21 protein-coding genes are annotated in these 20,939 nt (G+C 73.5%); 12 read left to right on the top strand and 9 right to left on the bottom strand.

The annotated features are described in order from the left end of the window. The first annotated feature begins 9 nt into the window (after positions 1-9). A complete protein-coding gene (locus tag IF00_RS0128750) occupies positions 10-888 on the top strand; it encodes a PPK2 family polyphosphate kinase (RefSeq protein WP_030322980.1) in 879 nt (292 codons plus the stop codon). On the opposite strand, the gene IF00_RS0128745 is transcribed toward IF00_RS0128750, so the two are convergent. Continuing rightward, a complete protein-coding gene (locus IF00_RS0128745; RefSeq protein WP_030322979.1) occupies positions 874-2,442 on the bottom strand; it encodes a helix-turn-helix domain-containing protein in 1,569 nt (522 codons plus the stop codon). The genes IF00_RS0128750 and IF00_RS0128745 overlap by 15 nt on opposite strands. A gap of 122 nt (positions 2,443-2,564) precedes the next feature. Between IF00_RS0128745 and IF00_RS0128740 the strand changes: the two genes are divergently transcribed. Both IF00_RS0128740 and IF00_RS0128735 read left to right on the top strand, forming a co-directional pair. Next, positions 2,565-2,762 carry a hypothetical protein gene (locus IF00_RS0128740; RefSeq protein WP_030322977.1) on the top strand — a complete coding sequence of 66 codons (198 nt, stop codon included), beginning with the start codon at positions 2,565-2,567 and terminating at the stop codon, positions 2,760-2,762. Between the two features lie 26 nt (positions 2,763-2,788). After that, positions 2,789-3,697, top strand: coding sequence for a polysaccharide deacetylase family protein (locus IF00_RS0128735; RefSeq protein WP_245234663.1), 909 nt, complete (start codon positions 2,789-2,791; stop codon positions 3,695-3,697). 76 nt (positions 3,698-3,773) lie between these two features. Here IF00_RS0128735 and IF00_RS0128730 read toward each other — a convergent pair whose 3' ends face one another. Genes IF00_RS0128730 through IF00_RS0128715 form a run of 4 tightly spaced genes read right to left on the bottom strand, consistent with a single transcriptional unit; the run spans position 3,774 to position 6,185 of the window. Beyond that, entirely contained in the window at positions 3,774-3,971 is a 198-nt protein-coding gene (locus IF00_RS0128730) for a hypothetical protein (RefSeq protein ID WP_030322974.1), read from the bottom strand. A 23-nt stretch (positions 3,972-3,994) separates the two neighbouring features. Next, the gene (locus tag IF00_RS46225; protein WP_030322972.1) at positions 3,995-4,645 is read right to left on the bottom strand and encodes a hypothetical protein; all 651 of its coding nucleotides are present in this window, start codon (positions 4,643-4,645) and stop codon (positions 3,995-3,997) included. Next, positions 4,642-5,514, bottom strand: a complete 873-nt coding sequence (locus IF00_RS46220) for an ABC transporter ATP-binding protein (RefSeq protein WP_030322970.1) — start codon at positions 5,512-5,514, stop codon at positions 4,642-4,644. The genes IF00_RS46225 and IF00_RS46220 overlap by 4 nt, the downstream gene beginning before the upstream one ends. Further along, positions 5,511-6,185 carry an AIM24 family protein gene (locus IF00_RS0128715; RefSeq protein ID WP_030322968.1) on the bottom strand — a complete coding sequence of 225 codons (675 nt, stop codon included), beginning with the start codon at positions 6,183-6,185 and terminating at the stop codon, positions 5,511-5,513. Before IF00_RS0128715 ends, IF00_RS46220 begins: the two co-directional genes overlap by 4 nt. A gap of 71 nt (positions 6,186-6,256) precedes the next feature. Here IF00_RS0128715 and IF00_RS0128710 point away from each other — a divergent pair, with 71 nt between their 5' ends. The 4 genes from IF00_RS0128710 (at position 6,257) to IF00_RS0128695 (ending at position 10,432) form a co-directional block, all read left to right on the top strand. Continuing rightward, complete coding sequence (locus tag IF00_RS0128710) at positions 6,257-6,964, top strand: peptidyl-tRNA hydrolase (protein WP_037639238.1); 708 nt, start codon at positions 6,257-6,259, stop codon at positions 6,962-6,964. A gap of 179 nt (positions 6,965-7,143) precedes the next feature. Continuing rightward, entirely contained in the window at positions 7,144-8,556 is a 1,413-nt protein-coding gene (locus tag IF00_RS0128705; protein ID WP_030322965.1) for an MbnB/TglH/ChrH family RiPP precursor modification enzyme, read from the top strand. Positions 8,557-8,563: 7 nt separating this feature from the next. Continuing rightward, positions 8,564-9,607 carry a TIGR04222 domain-containing membrane protein gene (locus IF00_RS0128700; protein ID WP_030322963.1) on the top strand — a complete coding sequence of 348 codons (1,044 nt, stop codon included), beginning with the start codon at positions 8,564-8,566 and terminating at the stop codon, positions 9,605-9,607. Positions 9,608-9,655: 48 nt separating this feature from the next. Further along, complete coding sequence (locus IF00_RS0128695) at positions 9,656-10,432, top strand: TIGR04222 domain-containing membrane protein (RefSeq protein ID WP_030322962.1); 777 nt, start codon at positions 9,656-9,658, stop codon at positions 10,430-10,432. 155 nt (positions 10,433-10,587) lie between these two features. On the opposite strand, the gene hemQ is transcribed toward IF00_RS0128695, so the two are convergent. Together hemQ and hemG are read right to left on the bottom strand one after the other, a co-directional pair. Next, positions 10,588-11,301, bottom strand: a complete 714-nt coding sequence (gene hemQ, locus IF00_RS0128690; RefSeq protein ID WP_030322961.1) for a hydrogen peroxide-dependent heme synthase — start codon at positions 11,299-11,301, stop codon at positions 10,588-10,590. A gap of 17 nt (positions 11,302-11,318) precedes the next feature. Further along, positions 11,319-12,806: a protoporphyrinogen oxidase gene (hemG, locus tag IF00_RS0128685; protein ID WP_030322960.1), complete on the bottom strand. Its 1,488-nt coding sequence runs from the start codon at positions 12,804-12,806 to the stop codon at positions 11,319-11,321. A gap of 166 nt (positions 12,807-12,972) precedes the next feature. On the opposite strand from hemG, the gene IF00_RS0128680 reads away from it, so the two are divergent. Further along, the gene (locus IF00_RS0128680; RefSeq protein WP_037639236.1) at positions 12,973-13,986 is read left to right on the top strand and encodes a DUF4349 domain-containing protein; all 1,014 of its coding nucleotides are present in this window, start codon (positions 12,973-12,975) and stop codon (positions 13,984-13,986) included. 22 nt (positions 13,987-14,008) lie between these two features. Further along, entirely contained in the window at positions 14,009-15,382 is a 1,374-nt protein-coding gene (locus IF00_RS0128675) for an FAD-dependent oxidoreductase (protein ID WP_030322955.1), read from the top strand. Positions 15,383-15,443: 61 nt separating this feature from the next. Here IF00_RS0128675 and hemE read toward each other — a convergent pair whose 3' ends face one another. Then, complete coding sequence (hemE, locus tag IF00_RS0128670; RefSeq protein ID WP_030322954.1) at positions 15,444-16,520, bottom strand: uroporphyrinogen decarboxylase; 1,077 nt, start codon at positions 16,518-16,520, stop codon at positions 15,444-15,446. A 90-nt stretch (positions 16,521-16,610) separates the two neighbouring features. Between hemE and IF00_RS0128665 the strand changes: the two genes are divergently transcribed. The 3 genes from IF00_RS0128665 (at position 16,611) to IF00_RS0128655 (ending at position 19,604) form a co-directional block, all read left to right on the top strand. Continuing rightward, positions 16,611-17,312, top strand: coding sequence for a DUF3000 domain-containing protein (locus tag IF00_RS0128665; protein ID WP_030322953.1), 702 nt, complete (start codon positions 16,611-16,613; stop codon positions 17,310-17,312). A 261-nt stretch (positions 17,313-17,573) separates the two neighbouring features. After that, positions 17,574-18,239, top strand: a complete 666-nt coding sequence (locus IF00_RS0128660) for a response regulator transcription factor (protein WP_015037008.1) — start codon at positions 17,574-17,576, stop codon at positions 18,237-18,239. Between the two features lie 81 nt (positions 18,240-18,320). Beyond that, a complete protein-coding gene (locus IF00_RS0128655; RefSeq protein ID WP_030322952.1) occupies positions 18,321-19,604 on the top strand; it encodes an HRDC domain-containing protein in 1,284 nt (427 codons plus the stop codon). A gap of 49 nt (positions 19,605-19,653) precedes the next feature. On the opposite strand, the gene IF00_RS0128650 is transcribed toward IF00_RS0128655, so the two are convergent. After that, positions 19,654-20,775, bottom strand: coding sequence for an alpha/beta fold hydrolase (locus IF00_RS0128650; RefSeq protein ID WP_030322948.1), 1,122 nt, complete (start codon positions 20,773-20,775; stop codon positions 19,654-19,656). Positions 20,776-20,939 lie beyond the last annotated feature (164 nt).

The following is a 20,939-nucleotide window of genomic DNA, read 5'->3' as shown; positions in this document are numbered from 1 at the left end:
GGGCACGAGGTGGCGAAGAAGGACGGCAGGAAGAAGCGGAAGCCTCAGGAGACGTCCCTGCGGCACCTGCTCCGCGTCCCCGGGGGCGAGCGCATCGACCTCACCGCGTACGACGCCTCCGCGACCCCGGGCGGCCCCGCCGACAAGGCGGCCGGTCTGGCCGCCACCGCCGCCCTCGCGCCGCGCCTCGCGGACCTCCAGGAACGCCTGTACGCGGCGAGCACGGCCGGTGACCGCCGACGGGTGCTCCTGGTGCTCCAGGGCATGGACACCAGCGGCAAGGGCGGCACGGTCAAGCACGTCATCGGCCTCTTCAACCCGTCCGGCTGCCGTATCCGCGCCTTCAAGGCCCCGACGCCGGAAGAACAGAACCACCCGTTCCTCTGGCGGATCATGAAGGCGCTCCCCGGTCCGGGCGAGATCGGCATCTTCGACCGCTCGCACTACGAGGACGTGCTCATCGCCCGCGTACGGGAACTGGTCCCGCGCTCCCGGCTCGGCCGCCGGTACGAGGAGATCAACCTCTTCGAGAAGTCCCTCGCCGACGACGGCGTGACGGTCGTCAAGGTCTTCCTGCACATCTCGTACGAGGAACAGCGCCGCCGGCTCCTCGAACGTCTGGACAACCCGGAGAAGCACTGGAAGTTCAACCTGGGCGACATCGAGGAACGCGGCATGTGGCCGGCGTACCAGAAGGCGTACGAGATCGCCCTGAAACGCTGCACGACGGACGAGGCCCCCTGGTACCTGGTCCCCGCGGACCGCAAGTGGTACCGCAACTGGGCGATCAGCCGGCTGCTCCTCGAACACCTGGAGGAGCTGGACCCGACCTACCCGCCGGGGAACTTCGACGTGGACGAGAGCCGGCGGCGGCTACTGGCCACGTGAGCGGCGCCACCAGTCCCTGACGGCGTCCCCCAGCGTCGCGGACATCCGGACGTCGAGCAGGCTCAGCCGGCCCTGGTCCGCCATCGTGGCGAGCAGTCGGTCGAAGAGGTGCGTCTCGTCCTCGTGGGCCAGCCACACGGCGAAGGCGGTCATGACGCGCGTGTCGTCCAGCCATGTCACCAGATCGAACAGACGGCCGATCTGGACGGCGTCGAGCTCCCTGACGGCCGCGCCGAGCCGGAGGGAGGCGGCAGTCGGGACCGACTCCTCGAGGACCCGGCCGTCGTCCGGTACGGCGGTCTCACCCAGGCACGCGGCGTCGAGCACGAGGGCCGCCACGTCGTACCTGCCCGCCTCCGCGAGCCCGACCACGGCGCGCAGTCCGAACGGATCCGACCGGCGTCCCAGAGCAAGCACCGCGGACACCCGGGTGAGCGGCCCCAGCGCGGCGGTGCCGGACAGAGCGGCCGAGACGAGCGCGACGGCTTGCGCGTCGCTCCGCACCCGGGACACCACCTCGGCGAGGACGCGGTCGCTCTCGGAGTCGGAACGGGTCTCCGTCTTCCGTAACCCCTGGAAGACGACGGCCGCGTTGCGAGCGGTGACCCGAGCGGCCACCGCCGTGGTCCACGACCCCTGTATCCGGGACCGGCCCTGCCACGCCACCTCCGGGGCGAAGGCCAGCACATCCTCCAGCGGCCTGAGCCGTGCGACGTCGGCGACGAAGGTCACCGCCGGGGTGAGCCCGGCAGTCTCCTTCAGCCAGTGCAGCAGCTCGGTCACCTCGTCCAGCGGCCGCGACCACGCCGCCTCCGTCAGGTCCCGGCTCGCCTCGGGGAAGTTCTCCGCCTCCCAGAGCTCCGCGAGCTGGGTCTTGAACACCTCCAGGGGCACGGCCCCGGTCGAAGGGCTCCGCCGCGACAGCTCCTCCTCCAGGCGCAGCACCCGGTCCCGCAGCTCCTCGCCGTGCTGCTCCGCCCGCACGCGGAGGCGTTCGGCGTCCTGGAGGTCCTGCCGGAGCCGTGCCACCTCGCGCAGCAGGTCGTAGGTGGGGGCGGGGTCCGCGCGCTCGGCGCCCCAGTCCAGGCGGAGCTGCGTGAGGTCGTCGGCGAGGCGACGGACCTCGTCCTCCTTGCTCTCCAGGAGGGTCTGCAGAGCCTCGATGTTGCGCTCGGCGCGGCGGGTGTCCCGGCGGGAGCGGGCCAGCTCCCCCCGCAGGCTCTCCAGCTGGAACTCGTCCGGGTTGCAGACGCGCAGCGCCTCCAGGCGCTGGTTCCTGAGGGCCTCCTTCGCCTCCGGCTGGAGGGGCGCGCCGAGGTGGTCCTCGACCTCGCCCACCAGCCGGTCGACGAACTCCTGGGGCGCGAGCCGTCGGCCGCTCAGGTAGCGGGAGACGGCGGACTTGTCGAGGTGGACGCGGTGGGCGTACTGGGTCTGGGTGATGCCCAGCCGCTTGAAGAGGCCCGTCAACACGTTGCCCAGGGCGGCGACCTCGGCGACCCCGCCGCGCTCGATCTCCGACGAACTCCCCTGCGTACGGGCGACTTCGGTCATCGCACACCTCCCCCTCGGCGTTGCCGCGACACCGGCAACGGTTGCGGCTTTCGCAACGTACCGGACGGGGCCGACGGTGGGGGCTCGCTCATCCAGAAGCCGACACCACCCCAAGGAACCCGATGCGTACTCTCCGCTGGGCCCAGCGCGCCCTCATCGTTCTCGTGGCGACCGTGCCCCTGCTGCTCGTGACGCTGGCCTTCGTGCCCGCCCTGCTCGTCCTCCCCTTCCGGCGGGAGCGGGCCGCGCATGCCGACGCGATGGTGCGTCAGCTCAGCGCGTGGACTCGGGTGCTGCTGCTGTCGAGTCGCGAGCGTTAGACACTTTGATCAGTTAACTTCCGCTCGTGAACATTTCTGTACGGAACTTGACGGCGCTCGGTCTTCTGGGCGCCGTCCTCGTCGGCTGCGGCCGGGAAGCCGTCGAAACGCCCCCGGCCCCGCCGGCGAAGGAACCGGCCGCCTCCACCAGCCCGTCGCCCCGGGCGAGCGCCGCGGCGGCCGGTCCCAAGCCCGCGCGCGTCCCCGCCGCACCGCCCACCATGGCTCCGGGGCCCGGGGGCCTCACCCCCGTGTACACCCACCGGGCGAAGGGCGCGGGCAAGGCCACGGCGAAGGGCGCGGAGAAGGTCGTCGCGCTCACCTTCGACGCCGACATGACGGCCGATCAGGGGCCGCGGGCCGCGCAGGGCGAGCGTTTCGACAATCCGCAGCTCATCGAGACCCTGCGCCGGCTCAAGGTGGACTCGACCGTGTTCATGACGGGCCGCTGGGCGGAGGAGTACCCGGACCAGGCGAAGTCCATCGGACGCGACCCGCGCTTCGAGATCGCGAACCACTCCTACAGCCACTACGCCTTCGCGTCCCCCTGCTACGGCCTCCCGACCGTCGCCAAGCCCGACATGGCGGACGACGTCCAGCGGGCCTTCGACGCGTTCCGGGACGCCGGGGCGGTGAACGTCGTCCCGTACTTCCGCTTCCCCGGCGGCTGCTACGACGACGCGGCCCTCCGCGCACTCGCCCCGGCCGGGGTGACGGCGGTCCAGTGGGACGTGGTCAGCGGCGACGCCTTCGCGCGGGACGCGGACGCGGTGGCCGAACAGGTCCTCGACGGGGTGAAGCCGGGCTCCCTGGTCGTCATGCACTGCACACGCAGCGCCGCGCCGGTCACGGAACAGGCGATCCGCCGCATCGTCCCGGAACTCCGGGCCCGCGGCTACCGCTTCGTGAAGGTCTCGGAGCTGATGGGCGGATGAGCCGACGGGGCCGACTGGCGGAAGGGCACAGGCTGACTGAGGACGGGCTGACGGGCGGATGAGCGGATGTCTGCGTCTAGCCCGAGCAGGCCGTGCGCTCAGCCTCCCGCCACTCGCAGACCGGGCACAGGGTGATGCCCTTCGTGGACTCCGGGTACTCGGTCGGCTCCTGGCACAGCACACAGGCGGCGAAGGGGCCCTCGGTCGCCGGTCCGGGCTTCGGGCCGGGCTCCGGAGTGACGCAGTACGACGTGGACTCGGTGGACTCGGTCATGTCGTTCATGTCTTCGAGCGTACTCACTCCAGGCGGGCCGTTGCCCCGCACGCCAGGACCGCGCACACCGCGGCGAGGAGCACCGCGCCCCCGCAGGCGAGCCACGGCGGGTCGGCGGTCGCCGTGCGGGCGCCGGTGATCAGAGCGGTCATCGCGTGCTTCGCCGGTGAGCCGGTGGTCACCAGGGCGAGCAGCGAGCCCAGGACCAGCGCCGCGACGGACCAGCCGGGGGCCCGGACGAAGGGGCGGGACGCCAGCGCGCCGACGGCGGCGCCCGTCAAGGCGCAGGCCAGAACCGCCAGGAGCCCCGTGGTCACGGCGGCGGGCGCGGTGACACCGCGCCGGTCACCGGTCGCCGTCACCGCGAGGGCCGCAACCGTGCCGACGAGGGCGGGCAGGGCGGTCCCGGCGACGAGCGCCGCGAGATGCGCGCGGCCCCGGCCGGCCGCGGCCGCGACGGCGTTCCGGGCGGCGGACGGCTCCTGCGTGACGCAGATCCGCACGGACCAGGCGGTGACGGGGAGTAGCGCGGCGGCGGCGAGACCGAGCGCGCCGAGGACGGGCTCGCCCGCGTCGACGCCGACGGCGAGGAAGGCCGCGTACAGGAGCAGCGGTGCGAGCCAGCGCTGCGAGCGGAGCAGCAGGCCGGTCTGGTAGCGCAGGAGCGCCGTCATACGCGTACGCCTTCGGGGCCGAGGTGGTGGATGTGCCAGGAGGCGGCGAGCAGCGCGCTCAGCAGGGCGTCGGAGTGGCCGGCGTCGACGGTGAGGACGGTGGCGCCGTCGCCGTCGGGTCCGGGTGCGACGACGGGGTGCCCGGGAAGGCGCTCCGGGAGCGGGAGGGCGCGCGGGCCGCCGGAGACGGTGATCCGCACGCGCGGCCGCGGCCCGGTGCCCGCGCGGACCGCGTCCGGGGCCGGGCGAATCGGGCCCGCGGCCTCCCTGACCCGGCCCTCCCCCACCTCGTACACCGCGGACGGCTCCCCCTCCAGCCGGCGCGGGTCGTGGTCGACGAAGACGACGGTTGCGCCGGCCGCCCGGCGTGAGCGGACCGCCGCGTCCAGTTCCGCACGCGCGCCCGTGTCGAGGCCGGTCCAGGCCTCGTCGAGGACGAGGAGCGACGGGTCGGCGAGGAAGGCCTGGGCCACGGCGACCTTCTGGCTCGTGCCCTTGGAGAGTTCAGCCATGGCCGTACGGGCGTGCCCGGCCGCCCCGAACCGTTCGAGCCACTCCCCCGCCCGGGCCCGCGCCGCCGCCGTGCCGAGACCCTGGATCCGCCCCAGGTGGACCAGGTAGTCGGTGGCCGTGAAGGGCAGCGCGGCCGGGAAGCGCTCGGGGACGTACGCCGTGCGGGGCGGGCGGCCGGTGACGCGGCCCGCGGTGGGCGCGTCGACGCCGGCGACGAGCCGGAGCAGGGTCGACTTCCCGGTGCCGTTCGTGCCGACGACCCGGACGAGGGCCCCGGCGGGCAGGTCGAGGTCCACCTCGCGGAGGACCCACGCCCCCCGGAGGCCGTGCCGGCGCCCGACCCGCTCCAGCCTCAATTCGAGGTCTTCTGCGGGGTCAGCTCGCTGGGCCGGACGACTACGAAGCCCTGGCCCTCCAGTTTGAGTTGCACCGCCTCGCCCGAGCCGCCGCGGATCATCGAGCCGACGGACTGCGAGCGGTGGAGCGTGGTGTGCAGCTGCTCGCTCCAGCCGACCACGGCGTCGGTGTCGACGAAGACCGGGGCCTGCGGGGTGACAGGGATGACGATCGGGTTGCCCTCGCACATGAGGGCGACCTTGCCGTAGCCGGAGAAGACGGAGTTGAACAGGCCGCCACTGGTCATGCCGGCGCCCTTCACGGTCTTGATCTCGTAGTGGAGGGTGGCGTCGAAGCAGAGCACGTTACGGCCGTTGACCGAGAACGCGTCGCCCTGCTCGATCTCGACGATGAAACAGTTCTGCGCCTCGTGCGCGAACCACGCCTCGCCCTGGCCGCGTACGGCCATCAGGGCGAGGCCCTCGCCGGTGACGGCGCGCTTGAGCAGGCCGCCGATGCCCTGGCCCTTGCGTTCGAACCGGAGGTCGCCGCGGAAGGCGATCATCGATCCCTGGCGTGCGTGCATCTCGCCGTTGACGGTGTATTTGACGGATTTGGCGTTCTGGAGGGTCATCCCCGGGAAATCTGCGGTCTCGGCGAGGTGTTCACCGGTGAAAAGATCACTCTTCATGGGGGGCATCCTGGCCCGGAACTGCTCATTCCTCCAAGAATCACGCGTGAGGGCAGTGGCAGACTTGCCCGGTGAGCAGCAATGAGACCGATCTTCGCGATGAGAAGCCCCAGTTCGTCCTGCCGTTGGTCGTACGGATCGAACGGGACGCGCCGCCGTCCCGCACCGATGCCCTGGAGACCGCCGCGCGCGCCGTCCTGGAGATCCTCACCGACGACCGCTCGCTCGGCGAGGGCGAGTGGGCGCAGGCCATGACCGACTGGCAGGACGCCAGGATCCGCAAGGTGGTGCGCCGGGCGCGCGGCGCGGAGTGGCGGCGCGCGGGCGCGCTTCCGGGGATCACGGTCGACGGCCTGGAGGCGGAGGTACGGGTCTTCCCGCCGGTCCCGCTCGACGGCTGGCCCAAGGAGCTGGCCAAGCTCCAGGTCTCGGGCACCGACCTCGACGACCCGGCGGCGCCCGGCCCCGTACCGGACGGCGCGGTGGTGCTGTGGATCAATCCGGAGCTCGACATGTCGGCGGGCAAGACGATGGCCCAGGCCGGGCACGGGGCGCAGCTGCTGTGGTGGGCGATGGGGGACGCCGACCGGAAGGCCTGGCACGAGGCGGGCTTCCCGCTCGCGGTCCGCACCGCGCCGGCCGAGGAGTGGCCCGCCCTGGCGGCGAGCGGTCTCCCGCTGGTCCGGGACGCGGGCTTCACGGAGATCGCCCCCGGCCCCACCGTGGTGGCCGAGGGAAGCGACCGCTTCGCCCCGGGGCTGCGACTGCCGCGGCCCTAGGGACTGTCGTGGCGGGCCCGGCCTGATCGGCGAGACACCCCCGGCCGTCACCGTCGGCCCCCCTTCCGTCGGCGTGACCGAATGGAACCTCAAATCAACCTCTGAACGTGACCCTCCTGGGGTTCGAACACTCCCGCCGGGGCCATCACGTGGGTGACTGAGGACCGAAGGAGGGGGACATGACGGAACTCGGCATCGGCATCGGCTGGCGTCCCGAGATCGCTGACGCGGTGGAGGGACTGTCCGGCATCGACTGGGTGGAGGTCGTCGCGGAGAACATCTGCGCCGACCATCTGCCCGACTCCCTGACGCGGCTGCGCGAGCGCGGCGTCACCGTCGTGCCGCACGGCGTCTCGCTGGGGCTCGGGGGCGCGGACCGCCCCGACCCGGCGCGGCTCGCCGCGCTCGGCGAGAAGGCGGTGGCGCTCGGGGCGCCGCTGGTCACGGAACACATCGCGTTCGTCCGGGCCGGGGGGCCGCTCACGGCGACCCCGCAGCTCGAAGCGGGCCATCTGCTTCCCGTGCCCAGGACCTGGGACGCGCTCGACGTGCTCTGCGAGAACGTACGGATCGCGCAGGACGCGCTGCCCGTACCGCTCGCTCTGGAGAACATCGCGGCGCTCGTCTCGTGGCCGGGCGAGGAGATGTCGGAGGGCCGCTTCCTGGCGGAGCTCGTGGAGCGTACGGGGGTACGGCTCCTCATCGACGTCGCCAATCTGCACACCAACCACGTCAACCGGGGCGAGGACCCGTCGCGGGCCCTGTCGGAGCTGCCGGTGGAGGCGATCGCGTACGTGCACGTGGCGGGGGGTGTCGAGCGGGACGGTGTCTGGCACGACACCCACGCGCATCCCGTACCGGAGGCGGTGCTCGACGTACTGACGGACCTCGCGTCCCGGGTGGCTCCGCCGGGCGTCCTGCTCGAACGGGACGACGACTTTCCCCCGGCGGAGGAACTGGCGGACGAACTGCGGGCGATCCGCGGGACGATCACCGCCGCGGGCACACGTTCCGCCGGGGCGGTGGGCGTGGGCGCGGCCCATCAGCACGGCGCCCTGTCGTCGAAGCCCGCGCCCCGAGCGGCGCTGCTCATCGGCGCCGGGGCCCGGGTCTCCGGTGGGCCGATGCCCAGCGTCACCCCGGAGGCACCCGTGGCTCCCACGCCCGCGCCCACGCCCACGCCCGGTGCCCGGCAGCGCGTCGCCGTCGCTCAGGCCGCTCTGTTGTCCGCGCTCGTCGCCGGAACGCCCGTGCCCGAGGGCTTCGACAGCCGGCGGCTCGGCGTGCAGAGCCGGGCGCTCGCGGCCAAGCGGGCCGGGGTCGTCGCCAAGGTCGCGCCGGAGCTTCCCGAGATCCTGGGCAAGGGCTACCGGCCGGCGTTCCTCGCGTACGCCAGATCCCGGCCCATGACCGGCGGCTACCGCCGCGACGCCCTCGACTTCGCCGAGCATCTCCTCGTCGCCGGGAGGCCGGAGGACCCGACGGCCCGACGGCGGCTCACGGAGTGGTGGCAGGACCGTTCCGGCAGTCGCCCGGCGGGCCGCGCCACCCGGCTCGTACGGGCCGCCCGCCACGCACTGGTACGGAAGTGAGGCGCTCGTGAACGCCCTGGTCGCGCTCTACTACCTCACCGGCATCACCGGCATCACGGTGCTCGTCACCCGGGTCGTCCGGACCCGCGGGGGACCCGGCGGACCGGTCCACGACCGGTACGAGGCCGCCTTCCTCAACGGCGGCCCCGCCAGGGTCGTCGACACCGCCCTGGCCGCCCTCCAGGCGGACGGCAGGCTGGCGATCGGCGGGCCCGGCATCGTGGCCGTCGTCCGCCCCGTCGCGTACGACCCGGTGGAGCGCGCCGTGCTCCAGGAGCACGCCGCGGCCCCGCACGGGGCCCTGCACCACCTGCGGATGGCCGTCATGCGGCATCCGGCGGTCCAGGAGATCGGCGACGGGCTCGCGGTGCGCGGGCTGGTCGTCGATCCGGCGACCCGGCGCACCACGCTCCGGTGGTGCGCCGTGGTCGGCCTCACGGCCCTCGGGCTCTTCCCGGTGTCGGCCCTCGTCACGGCCATGGACTTCGCCTCCCCCGGCGCGCCCTCGTTCCCGTTCCTCTTCAAGGTGGTGCCGGTGGTACTCGCCGCCGGGTTCACGGCGCTCGTCTGTGGGTCGATCGCCGCCCGGCAGGTCACCCCGGCCGGCCGGAGCGCGGTCCTCGCGTACGGGCGGGGTCACGCCCATCTCGCGGACGCCGGCCTGCTGGTGGCCCTGCACGGGCTCCGGGCGCTGCCCGATCCGGTGCTGCGGGAGCAGCTGGTGGCGGCCGCCCGGATCTCCGCGCCGCCGCGGCGGCGCGGCGGCGGCGGCAGGCACCCCTCCCCGTACCCGCACGCCGGCACGGACTCCGACGCCGACTTCGGCGCGGCCGTGGTGTGGTGCGCGGGGACCAGTGCGTGCGGCGGCGGGGGTGGCGGGGGCGGAAGCTCCTGCTCGGGCGGCGGCTCCGGGTCGTCGTGCTCGTCCGGGTCCTGTTCCGGGGGCGGTTCCGGTTGCGGCGGGGGCGGGAGCTCGTGCTCCGGTTCAAGCTCCAGTTCGTGCTCCAGCTCCAGTTCCAGCGGGAGTTCGTGCTCCAGCTCCAGCAGCTGATCACCCGTTCGAGTGGCGGACCCGCCCCGCCTCCCGTACAACTCGGTCATGGTCTGGGTTCCGTTGCTGCTCGTGGCGTGTGTGGTGGCCGGTGTCGGCTGTGCGCGGCTCTGCCGGGCGACGCTCGCGGCGGCCCGGCCCGCTCACGGTGCCGCTCCCGCCGCGGGCGCGCCCGAACTCACCGTCGGCGAAGCGGCCTACCTCGCCGGCGGGCCACTGCGGGTCACCGATCTCACCCTCGTGTCCATGCACCGGGAACGGCGGCTGCTGCTCGCTCGCACCGGCTGGGCGACGGTCGTGGACGCCGACGCGTGCGCGGGGGACGAGCTGGAGCGGGCCGTGATCGGCGCCCTGGGCCCTCAGGGTCAGGCGCCGATTCCCGCCGTACGTCCGCTGGTCGCCGCCACCGACTCCGTACACCTGCTCGCGGAGCGGCTCGTCGCGCGGGGGCTCGCCGTGTCCGCGGCGGGCCGGCGGGAGGTCGCCGCCGGGCTGCGGGTGGTGCGGGCGGGATTCCTGCTGAGCCTGGTTCTCGGGACGGTGTCCACGCTGCTCGTGCCGGCCGCCGAGCGGGCCCCGGTCCTCGCCGGGTTCGCGCTGCCGCTGCTCGCTTCGGGGCTCTGTCTGCTGATCGGGCGGATCGAGGTGTACCCGTACACCCGCTGGGCCTCCCCGGCCGGGCAGCGGCTGCTCGCCGCGCTCTCGGCCGCCGATCCTCTGACGGCACTCGCGACGCGCGGGCCGGCGGTCCTGGAGCCGGAGCTCCGCGCGGCTCTGCGCGGCTCTGCGCGGCCGGGGCTGAGCGGGAGAAGACCCCGGAAATGACGCCGGTGCGGCGCGCGTCATGCGCGCCGCACCCGGAGCCGGACCCGGTGTCGCTGGAGCGGCAGGCCATGGTGACGCCTGCCGTCTGATCTTCCGGGTCGAGGGGTGGCGCGCCCGGCCGGGAGCCGGGCCACCACCAGGTTTTCGTACGGCCGTCAGGCCAGGCCCGCCACCAGCTCGGCGACGCTCTTGCGGCGACCGGTGTAGAACGGGACCTCTTCGCGGACGTGCATCCGCGCCTCGGAGGCGCGCAGATGACGCATGAGGTCCACGATGCGGTGCAGCTCGTCGGCCTCGAAGGCGAGGAGCCACTCGTAGTCGCCGAGCGAGAAGGAGGCGACCGTGTTGGCGCGGACGTCCGGGTAGCCACGGGCCATCTTGCCGTGGTCGGCGAGCATCCGGCGGCGGTCCTCGTCCGGCAGCAGGTACCAGTCGTAGGAGCGCACGAACGGGTAGACCGAGACGTAGTCGCGCGGGTTCTCGTCGGCCAGGAAGGCCGGGATGTGCGACTTGTTGAACTCGGCGGGGCGGTGCAGCGCCATGTTCGACCAGACCGGCTCCAGGGCGCGGCCCAGGCGGGTGCGGCGGAAGAGGTTGTACGCCTCCTGGAGCTCGTCGCTCGTCTCGGCGTGCCACCAGATCATCACGTCGGCGTCGGCGCGCAGACCGGAGAGGTCGTACGTGCCACGCACGGTGATGTCCTTGGCCGCGAGCTGGTCGAACAGCTCCTGGACCTCGTCGGCGTAGCCGCCGCGGTCCTCGGGGAGAACGTCGCGCAGCTTGAAGACAGACCACAGGGTGTAGCGGATGACCTCGTTGAGGTCCTTCGCCTTCTTACCGGCGTTCGGGATCTTTTCGGGCGCACTCATACGCCTATTCTCGCCCGTCACAGGGAGTGCCCCGCACCGGGGTCGGTCCTTTTCGACGTGGCGATGATCTCGTCGGCCGCCCGATGGGCCGAGGCGATGCAGGCGGGGACGCCGACTCCGTCGTACGCGGCGCCCGCGACGCGCACTCCCGGGAGGGCGGCGACGGCCTCGCGGACCCTGGCGACCCGGGCGAGGTGGCCGACCGGGTACTGCGGCAGGCCGCCGGTCCAGCGGGTGACCGTGGTGGCGACGGGCCGGGCGGTGAGTCCGGTGGCGGCCCCGAGGTCCTTGAGGGAGGCGGCGACGAGGTCGGCGTCCTCGCGGTGGACCTGCTCCTCCTCGCCATGACGGCCGACGGAGGTCCGCAGCACGAACAGGTCGGGGGCCCGGTCGGCGACCCACTGCCACTTCTGCGAGGAGAAGGTGGAGGCCTTGATCGTGTGCCCGTCGACGGGCGGCACGAGGAACCCCGAGCCCGGCAGGGCGGAGAGACCCGGACCGGTGGGGGCGGGCATGTCGGTGCGGCGGAAGGCCAGCGTGACCAGGGCCATGGAGGCGTACGCGATGGCGTCGAGCTCGGCGGAGGCGGCGGGCGCGTGCGGGGCTAGGAGCGCGGCGGCGGGGCCGGCGGGGGTCGCGAGGACGACGGCGTCGGCGGTGAGGACCCGGTCGCCGCCGACGACCTGCCAGCCGGTGGCCCCGGCGCGGCGGAGCCCGGTCACGGGGGCGTCGGTGAGGATCTCGCCGCCGGCGGCGCGGATCGCGTTTGCGACGGCGCCGGGCAGGGTGCCGACACCGCCGTCGACGCCGAGGAAGACGGAGCCGCCGAGGCCGGTGGCGGCGCCCGCCGCGTCGGCGGGGACGGCCGCCCCGGCCCGCTGGACGGCGCGGACCGCGGCGGTGAGGGTGGGCCGGGTGCGGGCGGCCTCGAAGAGGGCCGGGACGGCGGCCTTCATCGAGATGCGGTAGGCGTCACCGGCGTACACCCCGCCGAGGAGGGGTTCCACGAGCCGGTCGACGACCTCGTGGCCCATGCGGGCGGCGACGTACGCGCCGATGGCGATGTCGTCGCCGATCTCGGTCGGGGGCAGTTCGGCGTCGAGGCCGACTTGCCGCACGCCCTCCGCGGAGAGCAGACCCTCGACGGCGTGGGCGTCGCCGGGGACGCCCATGACGTGGCCCTTGGGCATCGGGACGAGTTCGCCCCGCGACCAGACGGACGCGGTGGTCGTGCCGGGGGCCTGGAGCCGGTCGCCGAGGCCGACGGCCCGGGCGAGGGCGACCGCCTCGGGGCGGCGGGCGAGCAGCGACTCGGCGCCGAGGTCCACGGGGGCGCCCGCGATCTCCCCGGCGAGCAGCTTGCCGCCGAGCCGCGGTCCCGCTTCGAGGAGGGTCACCCGGTGACCGGCGACGGCCAGCCGGTGGGCGGCGGCGAGCCCGGCGATACCGCCTCCGGCGACGACGACATGAGGCCCGACGTGGTGTCCCGTGGTGTCCGCGTTCATGGCACCACTCTCTCAAATCGCCCATCGGCTCCGGTTCCGAGGCTCCCCGACCCGCCCGCTCCCGTTCCGAGGCCGGACCGTGACCGCATCGCTACCGCCGGAGGGCAACCCGTTCCGTGGGCTGGTACGTCGAACCGGCGACACCTAGCACCCCTGGGGGGACTCGATGCGGAACTCACGTACGACGGCGAGAACGCGGGCGGCGGCGGGCACGGTCCTGCTCACCGCCTCGCTGGTGCTGACCGGCTGCGGGGCCGGCGGCGGCGACTCGGCGGGGGACGCCAAGCGGGACCTGAGCGCGGCGGCGCCCGCGGACGCCAAGGGCGACACGGCGGCACGGGGCGCCGCCGACGGCTACTCCGGATCGGGCGCCGAGAAGGCCCCGTCCGCACCCTCGAAGGCCCCCGCGCAGCAGCACGTCATCCGTACGGCCTCGCTGTCGGTGGAGGTCGGTGATGTGACGAAGGCCCTGGTCACGGCCCGCGACGTGACGGCCGGCGCGGGCGGCCGCGTCGAGAACGAGTCGACGGAGCGGCTCGACGACGGGTACGTCACGTCCCGCATCGTGCTGCGGGTGCCGCAGGAGCGGTACGACTCCGTCCTCACCGAACTCGCCGGCACGGGGAAGCTGCTGGCCCGCAAGGCCGACGCCAAGGACGTCACCGAGCAGGTGGTGGACGTGGAGAGCCGGATCGCCACCCAGCGCGCGAGCGTGGCGCGGGTGCGGGCCCTGATGGAGCGGGCCGAGAGGCTGACCGACGTGGTGACCCTGGAGGGCGAACTCAGCCGCCGCCAGGCGGACCTGGAGTCCCTGCTGGCCCAGCAGTCCTCCCTGAGGGACAGGACGTCCCTGGCGACGATCACCCTGGAGCTCTCACAGAAGGAGAAGCCGCGGGCGGAGGAGAACGAGGAGGAGGGCCGCCCCGGTTTCGGTGACGCCCTGAGCGGCGGCTGGAACGCCCTGGTCGCCGCCGTCTCCTGGGCGATCGTCGTGCTCGCGGCCCTGGCGCCCTGGCTGGCCGTCGCCCTGATCGCCTCCCTCGTGTGGCGCCGCGTCGTCCGCCCCCGCCGCACGGCCCGAGCGGACCGCCCGGCCCCGCCGGAGCCCACGGCCGCCGTCCCCGCGGCCCGTCGCAACGCGGCCGGAGCCCCCGTACCCCCGGAGACGCCCGACGAGTGAGCCCGAAAAATACGCTGTCCCCATGAGGCAACGACTTGTGGTCATCGGTGGCGACGCGGCGGGGATGTCCGCCGCGTCGCAGGCGCGCAGGCTCAAGGGGCCGGAGGAGCTGGAGATCGTCGCGTTCGAGCGCGGTCACTTCTCCTCGTACTCGGCCTGCGGCATCCCGTACTGGGTCGGCGGTGACGTCGCCACACGCGCCGAGCTGATCGCGCGCTCCCCCGAGGAACACCGGGCACGCGCCATCGACCTGCGGATGCGGACGGAGGTGACGGCGATCGACGTGCCCGGCCGGCGGGTCCTCGCACGGGACCTGGAGGCCGGTACGGAGACCTGGACCGGCTTCGACAAGCTGGTCGTCGCGACGGGCGCCCGGCCCAAGCGGCCGGCGCTGCCGGGGATCGACGCTCCCGGGGTGCACGGGGTGCAGACCCTGGACGACGGGCAGGCGCTGCTCGACTCGCTGGAGGCGACACCGGGGCGTCGGGCGGTCGTGGTCGGCGCGGGCTACATCGGCGTGGAGATGGCCGAGGCGCTCCTCAACCGGGGCTACGAGGTGACGGTCCTGCACCGGGGCGAGCAGCCGATGGCGACCCTGGACCCGGACATGGGCCGTCTGGTGCACCGGGCGATGGACGGTCTGGGGATCACGACGGTCGCCTCGGCGGAGGTCACGAAGATCCTCACCGGTGAGGGTGGCCGGGTGAGGGCGGTGGCGACGGACGAGGCCGAGTACCCGGCGGACGTGGTCGTCCTGGGCATGGGTGTGGTGCCGGAGACCTCGCTCGCCCGTGCGGCGGGACTGCCCCTGGGTGCGCACGGCGGGCTGCTCACCGATCTGGCGATGCGGGTCCGCGGCCACGAGAACATCTGGGCGGGCGGTGACTGCGTGGAGGTCCTGGACCTGGTCTCGGGCCGCGAGCGGTACGTGCCGCTGGGGACGCACGCGAACAAGCACGGCCAGGTCATCGGGTCCAACGTCGGCGGCGACTACGCGACGTTCCCCGGGGTCGTGGGCACGGCGGTGTCCAAGGTCTGCGACCTGGAGCTCGCCCGGACCGGCCTGCGGGAGAAGGACGCGCGGGAGGTGGGGCTGCGGTACGTGACGGTGACCGTGGAGTCGACGTCCCGGGCCGGTTACTACCCGGGGGCCGCGGCGATGACGGTGAAGATGCTGGCCGAGCGGCGCACGGGCCGGCTGCTCGGGGTGCAGATCGTGGGCCGGGAGGGCGCGGCGAAGCGCGTGGACATCGCGGCCGTGGCGCTGACGGCGGGGATGACGGTGGAGCGGATGACGGCCCTGGACCTGGGGTACGCGCCACCGTTCTCGCCGGTGTGGGACCCGGTCCTGATCGCGGCCCGCAAGGCGACGGCCGCGGTCCGCGCGGCGGGCTGACGGCAGCACGACGGCCGCCGGGGTCTCCCCCGGCGGCCGCCGGACGGGCGTGGTGGGTGCGTCAGACCGCGGTCCGGGTGTGCACGTAGTCCACGAGGCCGGTCAGGGCGTCGGGGTCCATCGACGGCATGACGCCGTGGCCCAGGTTGAAGACGTGTCCCTCGAGGTTCTTCGCGGCGGCCAGGACCTCGTCCGTCTTGGCCTCGACGACCTCGCGCCCGGCGAACAGCACGGCCGGGTCCAGATTGCCCTGGAGCGCCTTGCCGGGGCCGACGCGGCGGGCTGCCTCGTCGAGCGGGACGCGCCAGTCGACGCCGACGACGTCCGCGCCGGCCTCGCCCATGAGGCCGAGCAGCTCGCCCGTACCGACGCCGAAGTGGATGCGCGGGACGCCGTACCCGGCGACCGCGTCGAACACCTTCACGGAGGCCGGCATCACCGAGCGCCGGTAGTCCGCCGGGGCGAGGGCGCCGACCCAGGAGTCGAAGAGCTGGACGGCGGAGGCTCCGGCCTCGATCTGGACCTTGAGGAAGGCCGAGGTGATCTCGGCGAGGCGGTCGAGCAGATCGGCCCACAGCTGCGGGTCGCCGTACATCATCGCCTTGGTGCGCTCGTGGCTGCGCGACGGACCGCCCTCCACGAGGTAGCTCGCGAGGGTGAAAGGCGCGCCCGCGAAGCCGATGAGCGGGGTGTCGCCCAGCTCCTCGGTGAGCATCCCGATGGCCTCGGTGACGTAGTGGACGTCCTCGGGGGTCAGGTCGCGCAGCCGGTCCAGGTCGGCGCGGGTGCGGATCGGGTCGGCGACGACCGGGCCGACGCCGGGCTTGATGTCGAGGTCGAGGCCGATGGCCTTGAGGGGGACGACGATGTCGCTGAAGTAGATCGCGGCGTCGACCTTGTGGCGGCGGACCGGCTGGAGGGTGATCTCGGTGACCAGCTCGGGCCGCATGCAGGACTCGAGCATGGGGATGCCCTCGCGCACCTTCAGGTACTCGGGGAGGGAGCGCCCGGCCTGCCGCATGAACCAGACGGGGGTGTGCGGCACGGGCTCCCGCCGGCATGCCTTGAGGAACGCGGAGTCGTACGTCCGCGACTGCTGCTTCGTCTGCTGGCCCTGCGGGCGATCGTTGGCACTCACGCCCAGAATCTTCGCATGTGGCGGGAAGCCGCTCGTCCGGGCCGGGTGTCCTCCCTGCACAGAGGCCCCGTTCCGCCTACTCTTCCCCGCATGGCTGCGGCGCAGGGACATTTTTCCGATCATTCCGACGGCGATCGAGGGACGGACGAAACGGCGGACAGTACGGAGGCGAACCCGGTACCCCCAGCGTTCCGCCGGGCGGTGGAGGCGCTGCGTTCGGCGCGACTGCGGCCCGAGATCGAGATCGACCCGACGAGGCCCCCGCAGCGCCTCGCCCCTCATGCGTACGCGGTCGAGGCGGCCGTCGTGGACGGCGAGGAGGACCTCGCGGACGGGCGGCTCGTGCTCCTGCACGATCCGGACGGCCACGAGGCCTGGAAGGGCACGTTCCGTCTCGTGACGCTGGTCCGGGCGGAGCTGGAGCCGGAGATGGCGGCGGATCCGCTGCTGCCCGAGGTGTGCTGGTCCTGGCTGACCGGGGCCATGGAGGCCCGGGGGCTCGCGTATGGGGAGGCGAGCGGCACGGTCACCATGGCGGGCTCGCACTACTTCGGCGGTCTCGCGGACCGCAGGCCGGCGACGCAGATCGAGATCCGGGCGTCCTGGACGCCGCGTGAGGGTCTGGCCGGGGTGCCGGACACCGGGGCGCACCTGGCGGCCTGGTGCGATCTGCTCTGCCAGATCGCGGGGCTGCCGCCCGCGCCGGCCGAACAGGCGACGGGCGCGGCGGGGACGGTGTCGGGCGCGGGGATCGTCTCGCTGCCCCAGCGGCGGGGGCCGCAGCAGGCCTGAGGGGCGGGATCAAGCCAACCTTCGGAGTGTCCGAACGACGGCTCCGGCACTCCCTCTCAGGAGTGACACGAGGGGGCCCGCTCGTAGGATGATCGATCACGCGTCCGAATTGCCCTAATTGTTACTCACCAAATCGTGATCTTTCCCTAAAGGCGGGCGGCCCAGCTGCCGAAGGAACCAGTGACCCCTTCACAGCACGGGTTCGCCCCCGGCTTCCTCCCCGAGCCGGCTCCGTCCCGCACCCTTCCCCCAGGAGGCCTGGTGTCCGTTCTCCTCGAGCAGCCCGCAAGCCTGGTCGCCTACCGCCCGAACAAGCCGACGGCCATGGTCGTCGTGGCCGACCCGCGCGTCCGCTCCACCGTGACCCGCCACCTGTGGGCCCTCGGAGTACGCGACGTGATCGAGGCTTCTTCCATCGCGGAGGCACGTCCCCGCGTCGGCAACCCGCGCGACATCTGCGTTGCCGACGTCCACCTGCCCGACGGCAGTGGCCTGACCCTGCTGTCCGAGACCCGCGCCGCGGGCTGGCCCAACGGCCTCGCCCTCTCGGCGGCGGACGACATCGGTGCCGTGCGCAACGCCCTCGCGGGCGGCGTGAAGGGCTATGTCGTCACCGGCACCCGTACGAACATCGGCCACCCGACCCGACCCGGCGCCGCCCCCATCGGCGCCGCGGCCGCGCGGCTCGGCCACCGCCGCCCCCCGGGTGCCCCGAGCCACCCGGGCGGCTACCGCGAGCTCTCCGGCCGTGAGGTCGAGGTGCTCCGGCTCGTCGCGGAGGGCCAGTCGAACAAGGCGATCGGCGTCTCCATGGGTCTCTCGGCCCTCACCGTGAAGAGCCACCTCGCCCGGATCGCCCGCAAACTGGGCACCGGGGACCGCGCCGGCATGGTCGCGGTCGCCCTGCGGACCGGGATCATCCACTGACGGAGGGTCGACACGAAGCCGGCGCCTGTCGACGGAACGTTCCGTCGACAGGCGCTTGCCGTTCACCGATACCCTTGACAGGTGACCGACGCCCAAGAGACCGCAGCAGACACAGCACTGCGCACCACCGGGGGCGGCCCCCCGGACGACGATGTCCCTGCGAATGGGCTTCCGATCCCGTTGCTGGAGCCCCGCGAGGGGATTCCGCCCGTCGTCGAGACCGAGGACGCCCTCGCCGAGGTGATCGCCGCCTTCGCGGCCGGCCGCGGCCCCGTCGCCGTGGACGCCGAGCGCGCCTCCGGCTACCGGTACGGCCAGCGCGCCTACCTCGTCCAGCTCCGCCGCGAGGGCGCGGGGACCGCGCTCATCGACCCGGTGGGCTGCCCCGACCTCTCCGGACTCGGCGACGCGCTCGCCGGGACCGAGTGGATCCTGCACGCCGCGACCCAGGACCTCCCGTGCCTGCGCGACATAGGCATGCTCCCGACCTCGCTGTTCGACACCGAGCTCGCCGGACGGCTCGCGGGCTTCCCGCGCGTCGGCCTCGGCGCCATGGTCGAGTCGGTCCTGGGCTACGCCCTGGAGAAGGGCCACTCCGCCGTGGACTGGTCCACCAGGCCGCTGCCCGAGCCCTGGCTGCGGTACGCGGCCCTCGACGTGGAACTCCTCGTCGACCTGCGGGACGCCCTGGAGAAGGAGCTCGACCGGCAGGGCAAGCTCGAATGGGCGCACCAGGAGTTCGACGCGATCGCCTCGGCCCCGCCCGCCCCGCCGCGCAAGGACCCGTGGCGGCGCACCTCCGGCATGCACAAGGTGCGGCGCCGTCGCCAGATGGCGGTCGTACGGGAGCTGTGGACGGCCCGTGACAAGGTCGCCCAGCGGCGGGACGTCTCCCCCGGCAAGGTGCTGAGCGACGCGGCGATCGTGGAGGCGGCGCTCGCGGTGCCGGTGAACGTGACCGCGCTCATGGCGCTGCCCGGCTACGGCCACCGGATGGGCCGCCGTCAGCTGGAGCAGTGGCAGGCGGCCGTCGACCGCGCCCGCGAGCTGCCCGAGAGCGAGCTGCCCCAGCCGGGCCAGCAGGTGGCCGGCCCGCCGCCGCCGCGCGCCTGGGCGGACAAGGACCCGGTCGCGGCGGCCCGCCTGTCGGCGGCGCGCGCGGCGGTCTCGGCCCTCGCGGAGGAGCTGAACCTGCCGCAGGAGAACCTGATCACCCCGGACACGGTGCGCCGGGTCTGCTGGGAGCCGCCGGCGACGGCCGACGCCTCGGGCGTGGCCGCCGCTCTGACGGGGTACGGCGCCCGGCAGTGGCAGGTCGAACTGGTGACCCCGCTCCTCGTGAAGGCGCTGACGGCGACCGCGTAGCCCCGCGCGCGGAGCCCCCGGCCGGTGTCCGGCCGGGGGCTTCGCCGTTCTACGGGACGGGGCTGAGGTTGCCGTCGGTGTCCATGTCGAAGACGCCGTTGGTCTTGCCGTCGACCTTGAGGTGCTTGAGCCAGTGCTTCGAGAGGTTGTGCACGTTCTTGTGCTGCATCTCCCACACCACCGAGTGCCCCGCGCAGGCCAGCTTGACCATCAGCTTGTGCGAGCCCGCGACGGCGTCGTAGAGCGCGGGGACGGAGAAGTTGAGTTCCGGATTCGGGTTGGGGGGTGACGTGTTCACCTGACGGTCGTACTCCCCGTACACCATCAGGACGGGCACATCACCGCCGAGCACCCCGCCCTGCGCCGCCGTGGTGTTGTTCCATCCCCACCGGACGAAGTTCCTGATGCGGTTGAGCCCCGTCAGGGGCCCCCACGTGCTGCCGATCGGGTCGTTGTCCATGATCGCGTTCCAGGCCACGTCGACGATGCCCGGCGCGCGCTGGCCCTCACAGGGCGCCTCCGCGGCCCATCCCTGGTCGAATCCCGTCTTCCCGCCGACGAACATGGGGAAGCCGGGCAGCGGCAGCGTGGCCGGCGGGTTCGACGTGCCCAGGGGCGGGAAGATCGGCGCCAGCAGGAACAGGCTCGACACCTTCCCCGGGTTCTTGACCGCGTACGGCCCCATCGTGAACGCGGCGGCGGACCAGCCGATGAAGGCGACCTTGTCCACCTGGCACTCGGCGCGGATGAACTCCACGACGGTGTTCAGTTCGTCCCGGTCGCTGTTCGAGTTGGTCAGCTGGAACGGGTAGGTCGGCGGGCCCGGGACGAATCCCGGCGGCCTCGGCGTCAGCAGGGCCTGCTGGGCCGGGTTGACGTTGTGGGGGTCGTCCATGGTGGGGCGCGGGGAGCGGCCCGACCCCTGGAGGTCCATCATGAAGACGTCGTAGCCGGCTTTCGCCAGCGCCTCGGCCCAGCTGTACGACTCGTGCTGGAGGTCGCAGCCGGCCAGCACCGGCACGCTCCGGCCGTGGAGCATGAGGACCGGTGTGCGCGGCCCGCTGTCGGACGTGTCGCGCCGCTCCCGTACGAAGAGCTTGACCGGATCGCCGGCGTTCGCGGGGACGGTGGAGGTGTGGGGGACCTGGTGGTCGGTGGTGACGATGGCCATGGCAGTCCTTTCCGTGGGCAGGGGCCGCGGCCTCGTGCCGCGGCCGGTGCCAGCCTCCGCCCGCCGGCGGGCGACCGCGCCACGACGCGGCCGCCGCCCTGGGCCCATCGGGTTGCGGGACCGTCCGAACAGACGGGCGTACGCGGGGGGCGCGCGGCCGGCCC

Source organism: Streptomyces flavochromogenes (genome assembly GCF_000717595.1).
Lineage (GTDB): Bacteria > Actinomycetota > Actinomycetes > Streptomycetales > Streptomycetaceae > Streptomyces > Streptomyces flavochromogenes.
The sequence above is the reverse complement of the archived record's forward strand: the minus strand, read 5'-3'. Positions and strand labels throughout refer to the sequence as shown.